The 12847-nt window shown below is 68.6% G+C and carries 14 protein-coding genes; 4 read left to right on the forward strand and 10 right to left on the reverse strand.

Going from position 1 to position 12847, the window contains the following annotated elements:
* Positions 1–261 precede the first annotated feature (261 nt).
* The 4 genes from glpX to EPN98_RS19650 all read right to left on the reverse strand — a co-directional run bounded on the left by glpX (position 262) and on the right by EPN98_RS19650 (position 4301).
* The gene (gene glpX / locus EPN98_RS19635; protein WP_293364622.1) at positions 262–1215 is read right to left on the reverse strand and encodes a class II fructose-bisphosphatase; all 954 of its coding nucleotides are present in this window, start codon (positions 1213–1215) and stop codon (positions 262–264) included.
* A 48-nt stretch (positions 1216–1263) separates the two neighbouring features.
* Positions 1264–2553 (reverse strand): homoserine dehydrogenase, encoded by a 1290-nt coding sequence (locus tag EPN98_RS19640; RefSeq protein WP_293364623.1) that lies wholly within the window; start codon positions 2551–2553, stop codon positions 1264–1266.
* 8 nt (positions 2554–2561) lie between these two features.
* Positions 2562–3782, reverse strand: a complete 1221-nt coding sequence (locus EPN98_RS19645) for an LL-diaminopimelate aminotransferase (RefSeq protein WP_293364624.1) — start codon at positions 3780–3782, stop codon at positions 2562–2564.
* A 141-nt stretch (positions 3783–3923) separates the two neighbouring features.
* A complete protein-coding gene (locus EPN98_RS19650; protein ID WP_293364625.1) occupies positions 3924–4301 on the reverse strand; it encodes a hypothetical protein in 378 nt (125 codons plus the stop codon).
* A gap of 139 nt (positions 4302–4440) precedes the next feature.
* On the opposite strand from EPN98_RS19650, the gene phaC reads away from it, so the two are divergent.
* The 4 genes from phaC (at position 4441) to EPN98_RS19670 (ending at position 8388) form a co-directional block, all read left to right on the forward strand.
* Positions 4441–6435 carry a class I poly(R)-hydroxyalkanoic acid synthase gene (gene phaC, locus EPN98_RS19655; protein WP_293364626.1) on the forward strand — a complete coding sequence of 665 codons (1995 nt, stop codon included), beginning with the start codon at positions 4441–4443 and terminating at the stop codon, positions 6433–6435.
* Positions 6436–6670: 235 nt separating this feature from the next.
* On the forward strand, positions 6671–7003 hold the full coding sequence (locus EPN98_RS19660; RefSeq protein ID WP_293364627.1) for a PadR family transcriptional regulator: 333 nt from the start codon (positions 6671–6673) through the stop codon (positions 7001–7003).
* On the forward strand, positions 7000–7560 hold the full coding sequence (locus EPN98_RS19665) for a DUF1700 domain-containing protein (protein ID WP_293364628.1): 561 nt from the start codon (positions 7000–7002) through the stop codon (positions 7558–7560). The genes EPN98_RS19660 and EPN98_RS19665 overlap by 4 nt, the downstream gene beginning before the upstream one ends.
* Before the next feature lie 15 nt (positions 7561–7575).
* Complete coding sequence (locus EPN98_RS19670) at positions 7576–8388, forward strand: DUF2807 domain-containing protein (RefSeq protein WP_293364629.1); 813 nt, start codon at positions 7576–7578, stop codon at positions 8386–8388.
* Between the two features lie 69 nt (positions 8389–8457).
* Here EPN98_RS19670 and msrB read toward each other — a convergent pair whose 3' ends face one another.
* The 6 genes from msrB to EPN98_RS19700 form a co-directional block, all read right to left on the reverse strand.
* A complete protein-coding gene (gene msrB, locus EPN98_RS19675; RefSeq protein WP_293364630.1) occupies positions 8458–8952 on the reverse strand; it encodes a peptide-methionine (R)-S-oxide reductase MsrB in 495 nt (164 codons plus the stop codon).
* 73 nt (positions 8953–9025) lie between these two features.
* A complete protein-coding gene (locus EPN98_RS19680) occupies positions 9026–9469 on the reverse strand; it encodes a GNAT family N-acetyltransferase (protein ID WP_293364631.1) in 444 nt (147 codons plus the stop codon).
* A complete protein-coding gene (argC, locus tag EPN98_RS19685; RefSeq protein WP_293364632.1) occupies positions 9466–10446 on the reverse strand; it encodes an N-acetyl-gamma-glutamyl-phosphate reductase in 981 nt (326 codons plus the stop codon). The genes EPN98_RS19680 and argC overlap by 4 nt, the downstream gene beginning before the upstream one ends.
* Before the next feature lie 182 nt (positions 10447–10628).
* Positions 10629–11120 (reverse strand): 30S ribosomal protein S9, encoded by a 492-nt coding sequence (gene rpsI / locus EPN98_RS19690; RefSeq protein WP_293364633.1) that lies wholly within the window; start codon positions 11118–11120, stop codon positions 10629–10631.
* Positions 11120–11593, reverse strand: coding sequence for a 50S ribosomal protein L13 (rplM, locus tag EPN98_RS19695; protein ID WP_293364678.1), 474 nt, complete (start codon positions 11591–11593; stop codon positions 11120–11122). Before rplM ends, rpsI begins: the two co-directional genes overlap by 1 nt.
* A gap of 192 nt (positions 11594–11785) precedes the next feature.
* Complete coding sequence (locus EPN98_RS19700) at positions 11786–12817, reverse strand: COX15/CtaA family protein (protein ID WP_293364634.1); 1032 nt, start codon at positions 12815–12817, stop codon at positions 11786–11788.
* Between the last annotated feature and the right edge of the window lie 30 nt (positions 12818–12847).

Consider the following 12847-nt stretch of genomic DNA (forward strand, 5'->3'; position numbering starts at 1 on the left):
GCGAGCGCCTTCTGCTGCACGTGGCGGGCGAAGGCGAAGTCCATGCGGGCCGTCTGGGCCAGCAGCTGGTCCTCTTCGAAGATGTCGGGCGTGGGCTCGGACATGATCGCGAGTGGAACACGGGGGTACGACAGAAACGGTCGTAGAAGCGCGCCTCGCTTCCAATCTTTCCCAGATCGTCATGGCCGGGACGGGCCCGGCCATGACGTTCAGAAAGAGGGTGGAGCGCCAAACCGGGATGACAGGGCGGGGGCGCGGCCCCTACGCCGGACGCTTCATCCGGACTTCGCGGACCGTGTGGGTCGCGGAGTTCATGACCAGGGTGTGGGTGTGCACGAAGCCGCCCGAGACCGTGACGCCGTCCAGCAGCGCGCCCTTGGTGACCCCCGTGGCCGCGAAGATCGCGTCGGCGCGGACCATCTCGTGCAGGTCGTACTTCTTGTCGAAGTCGGTGATCCCCACGCGGGCGGCGCGCGCCTTCTCGTCGTTGTTGCGGAACACCAGGCGGCCCTGGAACTGGCCGCCCACGCACTTCAGCGCCGCACAGGCCAGCACGCCCTCAGGCGCCCCGCCCTGCCCCACGTAGAGATCGACGCCGGTGTCCGGATCGGCCGTGTTGATCACGCCGGCCACGTCGCCGTCGGTGATCAGGTGCACGCGCGCGCCCACCGAACGCACCGAGGCGATGATGTCGGCGTGGCGCGGACGGTCCAGCACGCAGACGGTGATCTCGCTGGGATCGACGCCCTTGGCCTTGGCCAGCGCCTGGACGTTCTCGGCCGGGCTCTTGTCGAGGTCGATCGCGCCGGCCGGATAGCCGGGACCGCAGGCGATCTTGTCCATGTAGGTGTCGGGCGCGTTCAGCAGGCTGCCCTTGGGCGCCCAGGCCATCACGGCCAGCGCATTGGCCATGGCCTTGGCGGTGAGCGTCGTGCCTTCCAGCGGGTCCAGCGCGATGTCGATCTTGGCGCCTTTGCCCTTTCCGACCTTCTCGCCGATGTAGAGCATGGGCGCTTCGTCGCGCTCGCCCTCGCCGATGACGATCTCGCCGTCGATGTCGAGGTCGTTCAGCGCGGTGCGCATGGCGTCCACGGCGGCCTGGTCGGCGGCCTTTTCGTCGCCCCGACCGGCCAGTTTCCAGGCGGCGATGGCGGCGACCTCGCAGACCCGGACCGCGTCCATGATCAGATTGCGGTCCAGAACTTCAGAACTCATGTCGTCTCCAACCCCAAAGACGCCTCTCTATCGGAGGCGGTATCAAACCTAGATGCGGGCGATCCGCAACAGTCGCGGACGGTCAAGTACGGCAGGAAGTCCTGCGATGCGGTCAACGGCGGCGGTAAGCACCGATTCCGCCACCGCGTGGGTCGTCAGCACGATCGGCACGCCCTCGGCGCCCTCGGTCGGCTTCTGCAGGAAGCTTTCGATCGAAACCCCGGCCTCGGCCAGCGTCTCGGACACGGCGGCGATGACGCCCGGCTCGTCCTTCACCAGGAAGCGCAGGTAGGCGCGGCTCATCAGCTTGGACGGGTCGACCGGGTCGAACGGCGCGAGCGTGGCGGCGGGGGCCTGGAACACAGGACGCACCGCGCCGGCGATCACGTCGGCGATGTCGGCCGAAACGGCGGCGGCCGTGGGCGCGGCGCCCGCGCCGGGGCCCTGGAGGAAGATGCGGCCCGTCCGCTCGCCCTCGATGAAGAGCGCATTCAGGGCGCCGCCGGCGCGAGCCAGCGGATGGTCCAGCGGGGCCAGCGTGGGATGCACCCGCACCAGCGCGCCATGGATGGATCGCTCGGCCGAGGCCACCAGCTTGATCCGGTAACCCAGGTCCTTGGCCATGCGGATGTCGAGCAGGGCGACCTGATCGATGCCCTCGATCTCGGCCGCGGCGTAGTTGGGCGCGCAGCCGAAGGCCAGGGCGGCCAGGATGGTGATCTTGTGGGCCGCATCGAAGCCGCCCACGTCCATCGTCGGGTCGGCCTCGGCGTAGCCCAGGCGCTGGGCCTCGGCCAGCACGTCCTCGAACGAGCGGCCGGTGGCCTCCATCTCGGTCAGGATGTAGTTGCAGGTGCCGTTCAGGATGCCCGAGATCGAGTGGATGTCGTCGCCCACCAGGGCCTCGCGCACCACCTTCACGGCGGGCACGCCCCCCATCACCGCCGCCTCGAACAGCAGGGGGACGTTCTGCGCCTCGGCCAGGGCCGCGAGTTCGGCGCCGTGCTCGGCGATCAGCGCCTTGTTGGCGGTGACCACCGGCTTGCCGGCCTTCAGCGCCGCCTCGACCGCCGCCTTCGCCGGGCCGTCCGACCCGCCGATCAGCTCGACGAAGATGTCGGTCGACTCGGCCGTGGCCAGCGCGACCGGATCGTCGAACCAGGGCAGGCCTGAGATGTCGAACGGGCGCGGCCGCGAGCGCGAGCGCGCCGAGACGCCGCTGACGTAGGCCATGCCGCCGGCCGGCGCGAAGTCCGGGTTCTCGGAGAGGAACGTGAGAAGGCCCGCGCCCACGGTGCCCAGGCCCGCGACGCCGATGCCCCAGGGTTTTCGGTCCATGGGTTCGCTCATTGGGCGGCCAGGGCGTTGTGCGCCCGTCCCAGGATCTCGTCCGAGTTGGACAGGAACTTCTTCACGTTGCGGGCGGCCTGGCGGATGCGCTGCTCGTTCTCGACGAGGCCGATGCGGACATAGCCCTCGCCGTACTCGCCGAACGCGACGCCGGGGGCCACGGCGACGCCCGCCTCCTCGACCAGAAGCTTGGAGAACAGCATCGAGCCGGCCGCCTCGTACTGGGGCGGCAGCTTGGCCCAGGCGAACATCGAGGCGGGCGGCGCGGGGATGTCCCAGCCGGCGCGCCTCATCGATTCCACCAGGGTGTCGCGCCGCGCCTTGTAGATGCCGCGGATCTCGTCGATGCAGTCGGTCGGACCGTTCAGGGCCGCGGCCGCCGCCACCTGGATCGGCGTGTAGGCGCCGTAGTCCAGGTAGGACTTCACGCGTCCGAGGGCCGCGCACATCCGCTCGTTGCCCACGACCATGCCCACGCGCCAGCCGGCCATGGCGAAGGTCTTGCTGAGCGAGTTGACCTCGACCGCGATGTCCTTGGCGCCGTCCACCTGCAGCAGCGACGGCGGCGGGTTGTCGTCGAAGTAAATCTCGGAATAGGCGATGTCGGACAGGACCAGGAGGTCGTGCTTGCGGGCCAGGGCCACGACTTCCTTGTAGAAGTCGAGGTCGACCCACTGGGCCGTCGGGTTCGACGGGTAGCTGACGATCAGCACGCTGGGCGGCGGCGCCGAGTGCTTCACGGCGCGGCTGATGCCCGACAGGTACTCCTCGGGGCTGCCGGCCGGCACGTGGCGGATCACGCCGCCGGCCATGATGAAGCCGTAGGCGTGGATCGGGTACGCGGGGTTCGGACAGATCACCACATCGCCGGGCGCCGTCAGCGCCTGGGCCAGGTTGGCGAAGCCTTCCTTGGATCCCAGCGTCGCGATCACCTCGCGGTCCGGGTCCAGCTTCACGCCGAAGCGGCGGCCGTAGTAGCCGGCCATGGCCTTGCGCAGGCCGCTGATGCCCTTCGAAGCGGAGTAGCGGCCGGCCTTGGGGTCGCGCGCCGTCTCGATCAGCTTGTCGACGATATGCTTCGGCGTCGGCATGTCGGGATTGCCCATGCCGAAGTCGATGATGTCGACGCCCTGGCCACGGAGCCGGGCTTTGATCTTGTTGACCTCCTCGAACACGTAGGGCGGGAGGCGTCGGATACGGTGGAATTCAGGTGTCATAGGTAGAGCTCTTTCGCCGCGAACGCCCTGCGGCCGATCTGCGAGCTGACGTCAGGGCTTCGATAGACTCCGGGCGGGAGTCCGCCAACCCAGCTTGGGGATTTTTATGCCTCGCGCGGCGCGTTTCGCCCCCGGAAGAGCTCAGCGCGGCGGAGGCGGGGTAGCTCGTTCGCGCAACTCGCGGGCGAAGGCTTCGGCGTCGCCCGGATTCGGCGGCTCGATCTGTGGTCCGGCGTCCCGGCGCGCGCGCTCGGCGAATTCGTCGGTGCCCTGCAACGTCCAGGTCGAGGGCTCGGTGGCGGCGATGAGCGCGTCACGCTCGGCCAGCACCGAGTCGGCGTCGCGACCGTACTGCGTCAGCGGGCGTACATCCTTGGGCTTGGCGGGAATGCCGGCGAAGGTGGGGAACTTGCCGTCGGCGCGGGTCATCTTCGCGACGTCGGCGGCCACCGGCGAGGCGGGGTCGATCTTGGCGTCGGTGAAGGGCACGCCGGTGCAGCCGGCCACGATCGCGCACACGCCGCAGAGGGCGATGGACCGGGCGGCAGTCGAAAAAGGCGGGCGCGGGGCATTCATTTGCGCCAAGGTCTTATGCGATGATCGTTGACGGCGAAAGAGCGCGCGTGACGTCGCTCCCGCCGGCTGGGAGAGCGACCCGATGAGCGAACAGACCGCCCCGTCCAAGAAGGGCGCGAAGAAGACCGGCGCGAAGAAGGCCGCCAAGGCCGACAAGACCGCGAAGGCCGCCGCGCCCGAATCGAAGACCTTCAAGGACGCCCCGCCGCAGCCGCAGCCGCCGCCGTCCTCCGCCGGACCCGCGCCCGCGGGCTTCCCGGGGGCCGGTTTCGCGCCGCCCGGCTTCGACCCCGCGACCTTCACCGCCGACCAGCGCGCCCAGATCGAGCAGCTGTCGATGAACCTCGCCAAGGCCGCGATCACCGCCCAGGGCGCGATCGCCGAGATGGCGCTGCGCCAGGCCGACCGGCCGGCGGCCCTGTCGCCGGACCCGTTCCACGTGGGCCCCGCCCTGACCCAGGTGATGAGCCGCCTGGCGGCCCAGCCCGACCGGATGATGCGGGCCCAGGCCGACCTGTTCTCGCGCTATCTCGACCTGTGGCAGTCCACGGCGCGGCGCGCTTCGGGCGAGACCCCGGACCCGATCGTCTCGCCGGCCAAGGGCGACAAGCGGTTCAACGACCCCGACTGGTCCGACAATCCGGTCTTCGACGTGATCAAGCAGTCGTACCTGCTGACCGCGAACTTCCTGAACGGGATGGTGGCCGAGGTGGACGGCGTCGACCCGCTGGAGAAGCGCCGGGTCGAGTTCTTCATGAAGATGCTGACCGACGCGTTCTCGCCCTCGAACTTCCTGGCCTCGAACCCGACGGCGCTGCGCGAGGTGATGAGCACCGGCGGCGCCAGCCTGGTGAAGGGCATGGAGAACTTCCAGGCCGACCTGCAGCGCGGCGGCGGCTCGCTGTCGATCGCCCAGACCGACTACGACATGTTCAAGATCGGCGAGAACGTGGCCACGGCCCCGGGCAAGGTGATCTTCCGGAACGAAATCATTGAACTGCTGCAGTTTTCTCCATCGACCGACGAGGTCTACGAGATCCCGCTGCTGATCTTCCCGCCGTGGATCAACAAGTTCTACATCATGGATCTGCGGCCCGAGAACTCGCTGATCCGGTGGCTGGCGAGCCAGGGCTTCACGGTGCTGGTGGCCTCGTGGGTGAACCCCGACGCGACGCTCGCGACCAAGACCTTCGAAGACTACATGCGCCAGGGCATCTACGAAGGTGTCGCCGCGACGCTGAAGCAGACCGGGGTCGATCACGTGAACACGGTCGGCTACTGCATTGGCGGGACGCTGCTTTCGGCGACGCTGGCGCACATGGCGGCCAAGGGCGACACATCCATCGGCTCAGCCACCTTCTTCGCCGCCCAGCAGGACTTCTCCGAGGCCGGCGACCTCCTGCTGTTCACGAACGAGGACTGGCTCAAGGACCTCGAGCAGAAGATGGACGAGGGCGGCGGCGTGCTGTCGGGCCAGACGATGGCCGACACGTTCAACGCGCTGCGCGGCAACGACCTGATCTGGTCGTTCTTCGTGAACAACTACCTGCTGGGCAAGGAGCCCAAGCCCTTCGACCTGCTGTTCTGGAATTCGGACCAGACGCGGATGCCGAAGACGCTGCACACCTTCTACCTGCGCCGCTTCTACGGCGAGAACGCCATGGCCAAGGGCGAGCTGACGCTGGACGGCGTCCAGATCGATCTCTCGAAGGTGAAGATCCCGATCTACGTGCAGTCCTCTAAGGAGGACCACATCGCCCCGGCCCGCTCGGTGTTCAAGGGCGCGCGGCTGTTCGGCGGCCCGACGACGTTCACGATGGCGGGCTCAGGCCACATCGCCGGCGTGATCAACGCGCCCGTCGCCAACAAGTACCAGCACTGGACCAACGACAAGCTGCCCGCCACGCTCGAGGAATGGCAGGCCGGCGCGGTCGAAACGCCGGGGTCGTGGTGGCCGCACTGGGCCAAGTGGCTGGCCGCGAAGTCGGGCAAGAAGATCCCTGCCCGCGACCCAGCCAAGGGCCCCCTGCCCCCGCTGGGCGATGCGCCGGGCACGTACGTGAAGGTGAAGAGCTAGGCGTTCCTCCCCCTCGGTGAGGGACGGATCGCAAAGCGATCAGGGTGAGGACGTGGCGATCTCAATCGACGTCTGAGCCTGGCCCGCGCTTCCCCACCCGGCTCGACTCCGGCGAGCTGTCCCTCCGCGGCGAGGAGGGAAAGGCCCATCCCGACCCTTACTAAGGTTTAATGCCAGCTACCTTGCGTCACTCACTACCTTGCCGTACCTCATGGGCAAGGAAGGAGCACCTGACGTGCCCGAGGCCATCGAGATCCAGCTGAAGAAAGGGGCCCTTGAACTCTGCGTTCTGGCCCTGCTCCACGCCAGCGACAACTACGCCTACGAGATCGCCAGCTCGCTCGCCGACGCGATCGGCATGGGCGAAGGCACCATCTATCCGCTCATGCGCCGCCTGCAGGCCGAACGCCTCGTCGAGACCTATCTCGTCGAGAGCCCCGCCGGCCCGCCGCGCAAGTACTACCGGCTCACTGAGGCCGGACGGCAGAGCTTCAACAGTCAGAAGGCCGCCTGGACCTCGTTCTCGGGCGCCGTTGACCAGATCGTCTTTGGAGGGGCGAAGGCATGACACGCCAGGCTTTCTTGGCCCGGCTGCGCGAGGGGCTTCGCGGCCTGCCCGCGCAGTCCGTGACCGATATCGTGGCCGACTACGAGGCCCACTTCAACGACGGCGAGGCCGCCGGGCGCACCGAGGCTGAAGTGGCCGCGGCCCTGGGCGACCCCGACCGGCTGGCCCGCGAGATCCGCGCCGAGAGCACCATGGCCCGCTGGCGCGAAGAGCGCAGTCCGGGCGCGGCGGCGGCGGCGGTGTTCGCGGTGCTGGGCCTGGGCGCCATCGACATCCTGATCCTGCTGCCGGTCCTGATGGGCGTCGGCGCGGCGCTGATCGGGTTCGGCGTGGCGATCATCGTCTGCTTCTTCGTCGGCGCCTTCATGTTCGCTGGGGGGCCGTTCATGGACCCGCCGGGCGGACCCGGCGTCGCGATCCTGGGCGGCATCGGCTTCATGGCCGGTTCGGCCTCGGCCGGCGCGATCCTGACGATCATCTCGATCGGCCTGATGAACGCGCTGGTCTGGTACGGCCGCCTCCACTACCGGCTGCTGAAGCCGGCCCTCGAAGCTTAAGCCGGAGCCAGACCGATGATCCGCGTTCTCTTCATGATCGCCATCGCAGGCTTCGTGCTCTCGGTGGCCTCCCTCTCCGCAGCCGTCGCCCTGGGCGGACCCGACTTCGTCGCGAAGGGCGGCTGGAGAATCGCCGGCGACAATGACTGGGACTGGGGCGATCATCACGACCACGACCGGTCCGACCGCTGGGGCGACGACGCCACCCGCACGCTGGAATGGTCCGGCTCTGACCGGCTGGACCTCGATCTGGCGGCCGACGTCCGCTACGTCCAGGCCGACGGCCCGGCGACGGTGACCATCACCGGCCCCGCGCGCCTGATCGACCACGTGGTCGTGGTGGGCGACACCATCAAGTACCAGGACCGCGGCCACAGCACCCACCGCACCAAGCTGGACATCGTGGTCCGCGCGCCCAACATCTCGACCTTCGACATCTCGGGCAGCAACAACCTGACCATCGAGGGCTACCGCCAGCCCAAGCTGAACCTGAACGTCTCGGGCTCGGCCGACATCACCGCGGCGGGCGAGACAGACCAGGTGTCGCTCGACCTGTCGGGCAGCGGCGACGCCGACCTGGGCAGGCTGAAGACCAAGGGCGCGGAAGTCGACATCTCGGGCTCGGCCGACGCCACCATCGCGCCCACCGATTGGGCCGACCTGGACATCTCGGGCCGCGGCGACATCCGCCTGCTGACCCGCCCGGGCAAGCTGGAGACCGACGTCTCGGGCTCCGGCGAGATCCACCAGAGCGAGGGCCCCGCCCCCAGTCCCCCGCCGCCCCCGACCCCGCCGCCTGCGCCGTCACCCAAGGGCGCGAAGACCTAAGGCGGGACCTCAGAGCACCCCAGCCAACCTGGCCCGGGCGGATGCGCCCGGGTCTTTTCTTGTCTGGGATCAGGCCGGGATGAATTTCAGCGCCAGGCCGTTGTTGCAGTAGCGGAGGCCCGTGGGGCGCGGGCCGTCTTCGAAGACGTGGCCCTGGTGGCCCAGGCACTGGGCGCAGTGGTACTCGGTGCGCGCGACGCCGATCTTGTAGTCGGTCTTGGTGCCGACGGCGCCCGGCAAGGCGCGGTAGAAGCTGGGCCAGCCGGTGCCGCTCTCGAACTTCGTCTCGGACTTGAACAGCGGCAGGGCGCAGCCGAGGCAGACGAACGTCCCCTTGCGCTTTTCCTTGTTGAGCGGGCTGGTTCCCGGACGCTCGGTCGCCTCCTGGCGCAGCACGGCGTAGCTGTCCTGCGGCAGCCGCTTCTTCCATTCGGCGTCGGTGATCTTGCGGAACGGCGAGTTGGCGTACGCGTCTTTGGCGGCGGCCAGGGACGTGGCCGGGGCGCCCAGGGCCAGGGCGGAGACGGCGGCCAGGAAGCCGCGGCGGTCGAGAAGCGTGTTCATGACGCGATTACGCACGACGAAGGGCGGCGGTTTCAAGTCCGTCCTGGGCATGGAACCGATAACAGCCGCTGCGCTAGGCCGATGGCCCGTCCCATACGTAGCGGACGTCTGGAGTCTTCTCCTCGTTGCCCGAGCCGTCGGTGAACTCGACGGCGCGGAACCCGCGAGACTCGTAGAACGCCCGGGCGCGGGCGTTCTGCTGGAAGGTCCAGAGCTGTCGCGAGCCCCCTTCGGCCAGCACCGACTCGAGTAGCCGCGCCCCGACGCCACGGCCGTGGTGGTCAGGATGGACATAGAGCTGGTCGATCCAGCCCTCCGAGCAGGCGATGTAGCCGCACGCTTCGCCGTCTGCTTCCGCGACCGTGACCCGGTGGGCCGGCAGCACAGTCCCGGACATCCAGACGGCCGCCTCCTCGACCGTGTGGAGCTGAGGCAGGAAGGCGAGCGTCCGCATCGCCAGGATATGGATGGCTGCGAGGGCCGGCGCGTCGTCAGGCGTCGCCGGCCGCAGGATCACAGGCCCTCGCCTTCCGGCAGGCCCAGCATCAGGTTGAGGCTCTGCACCGCCGCGCCCGAGGCGCCCTTGCCCAGGTTGTCCAGCAGGGCGACCAGGCGGGCCTGGCTGCCGTCGGCGTTCCCGAACACGAACAGGCGCATCTTGTTGGTGCCGTTCAGCGCCTGGGGATCCAGCGCCTGGACGTAGCCGCCGGCCCCGGCGCGGGTCTTGGCGAGCTCGGCGCACTCCATCCCGCTGGCGACCTGGACGAAGGCCTCGCCGGCGTAGGCGGCCTCGAGCGCCACGTGCAGGTCGGCGGGCGACGGCTTGCCGGGCATCGCCCAGAGCTGAAGCGGCACCTCGACCAGCATCCCCTGGGCGTAGCGGCCGACCGACGGCGCGAACACCGGGTGGTGGCTGATGCCCGTGTGGATCTTCATCTCGGGCAGATGCTTGTGGACGAGCGAATAGCCGTAGGCGCGGAAGGCGTCGTTGGTGTCGGCCGGCGGCGCGTTGTCCTCGAACTCGGCGATCAGGCCCTTGCCGCCGCCCGAGTAGCCCGAGATGGCGTTCACGGTCAGCGGGAAGTCGGCCGGGATCAGGCCCGCGGCCACCAGCGGACGCACCAGGCCGATGAAGCCGGTGGGATAGCAGCCGGGGTTCGACACCCGCGTGGCGTTGCGCACCGCGTCGCGCTGGGTGGGCGACATCTCGGGGAAGCCATAGGTCCAGCCCGGCGCCGTCCGGAAGGCGGTGGAGGCGTCGATCACCTTGACCTTGTTGGACGACAGCATCGACACGGCCTCACGCGAGGCGTCGTCGGGCAGGCACAGCACCACGGCGTCGGCGGCGTTCAGCAGCTCGCGGCGCGCCTCGGGGTCCTTGCGCCGCGCAGGATCGATCGAGAGCACCTCGAGATCGGCGCGCCTGGCCAGCCGGTCGCGGATCTGGAGCCCCGTGGTGCCGGCTTCGCCGTCGATGAAGATCGTGTGGGTCATCGTGGTCCCCAAGTGCGGGCCAAAGCCCCGATACTCAACCGCAGAGATCGCAGAGATACGCGGAGATCTCGTGATCGCCCCCGACACTCTGCGTGTCTCCGCGATCTCTGCGGTTCAAATGAAAAGGGCGCTTCGGTTGCCCGAAGCGCCCCTTCCGCAAACGCGAGTTTTCGCGGCGCGGATTAGCGCTTCGAGAACTGGAAGCTGCGTCGGGCCTTGGCCTTGCCGTACTTCTTCCGCTCCACGACGCGGGGGTCGCGGGTCAGGAGGCCGTGCGGCTTCAGCACGGCGCGCAGGCCGGGCTCGTAATAGGTCAGGGCCTTGGAGATGGCGTGGCGAACGGCGCCCGCCTGACCCGAAAGGCCCGAGCCTTCCACGGTGGCGATGACGTCGAACTGGCCGGCGCGATCCGTCAGTTCCATCGGCTGGGCGATCATCATGCGCAGCACCGGACGCGCGAAGTAGATCGACTGGTCACGGCCGTTGATGGTGATCGTGCCCTTGCCCGGCTTGATCCAGACGCGGGCGACCGCGTTCTTCCGCTTGCCGGTCGCGTAGGCGCGGCCCTGGGCGTCGACCTTGCGTTCGTGCACCGGGGCTTCCGCCTGGGTGCCCATGCCCTTCAGGGCGTCGAAGCCGGTGGCGACTTCGGTCGGCTTTTCAGCTTCGCTCATTACGCGCTCCGCACGTTCTTGGCGTTCAGGTCGGCGAACGCGATGGTCTCGGGATTTTGCGCCGCGTGCGGGTGCTCGGGAGCATTGTAGATGCGCAGGTGGGTCAGCTGCTTGCGGGCCAGCGGGCTCTCCTTGGGGAGCATGCGCTCGACGGCCTTCTGCAGGACGCGCTCGGGATACTTGCCGGCCAGGATCTGGGCCGGGGTCCGCTGCTTCACGCCGCCCGGGTGGCCGGTGTGCCAGTAGTAGACCTCGTCGGTGGCCTTCTTGCCCGTGAACTTCACCTTGTGGGCGTTCACGACGACGACGAAGTCGCCGCAGTCGACGTGCGGGGTGTAGTCAGGGCGATGCTTGCCGCGAAGACGCATGGCGATGAACGAAGCCAGACGGCCGACAACGGCGTCCTGAGCGTCGATCACGATCCACTTCTTCTCGACCTCGGCGGGCTTCAGCGAAGCCGTAGTGCTCTTCAGCATGAGGGACGATCCAATAGAACGAATGCGGGTTCGCTGGACGCGGCCCGACGTGAGGCGCGGCATATGCCGAAAAGGGATCGCCCTGTCAATGCGCTACGACGCGCATGAAATGCGACATCCCATTGTTTTAACACGATAATCTCATAACGGTAATATAATACCGCGTCTTTTCCGCCCGGTTTCGCCCCCTCAGACGCGGCGGACACGCCAGGCGAAGGCCACCGCGAGCATCAGGACCAGGGCGGCGGCCAGTTGATGGGCGATGGAGAGTCCCACCGGCGCGCGCATCACCAGGGTGACGACACCGAGGATCGCCTGGAGGCCGACGGCGGCGGCCACCGCGACCGCCAGGAGCTTGGATTCCCGCGCCAGGTAGGTGGAGCGCCAGGCGAAAAACCCCATCGCCAGCGCTGCGCCGGTCAGGAGGTAGGCCACGATCCGGTGATTGAACTGCACCGCGCCCTGGCTGTGAGCGAGCGTGGCCCAGAGGTTGGCGCCAAGGTAGTCGTCGGGGATCAGCGCCCCGTTCATCAGCGGCCAGTCGTTGTAGATCAGCCCGGCGTCGTTGCCGGCCACCAGCGCGCCCAGCAGCACCTGCAGATAGATGAGGCCCAGCAGCGCCGCGGCGCGCCGGCCCCAAGGACTGGGCAGCGTCTGACGGGCCGTGCCGGCCCAGGCGTCGAACGCGGTCCACATCACAAGGCCCAGCAGCGCGAACGCCAGCCCCAGGTGGACCATCAAGCGCTCCGGCGCGACCGAGACGCGGTGGGTCAGCCCGCTGGCCACCATCCACCAGCCGACAGCGCCCTGCAGCCCACCCAGGAGGAAGATGCCGCCCAGGCGCAGGAACAGCCGTCGCGGCAGCTGCCGCCGGATGGCGAACCATGCGAACGGCACGAAGAACACCAGGCCGACCAGGCGGCCCAGCAGCCGGTGCGACCACTCCCACCAGTAGATGGTCTGGAACTCCGCCATGGTCATGCCGGCGTTCAGCTGGCTGTACTGCGGAATCTGTTTGTAGAGGTCGAACTCGGCCTGCCAGTCGGCTTCCGACAGCGGCGGCAGCGCGCCGGTGACCGGCTTCCACTCGGTGATCGAGAGCCCCGAGTCCGTCAGGCGCGTGGCGCCGCCGACAATCACCATGGCGAGCACCATGGCGGCCACGACGAACAGCCAGATGGCGACAGGCTTGGAACGGTCCGAACTCAGGAACGAAATCATGGTGTCGCGATTGGCGCAGCTTTCCGGCCG

The organism is Phenylobacterium sp. (assembly GCF_004299445.1).
GTDB lineage: Bacteria > Pseudomonadota > Alphaproteobacteria > Caulobacterales > Caulobacteraceae > Phenylobacterium.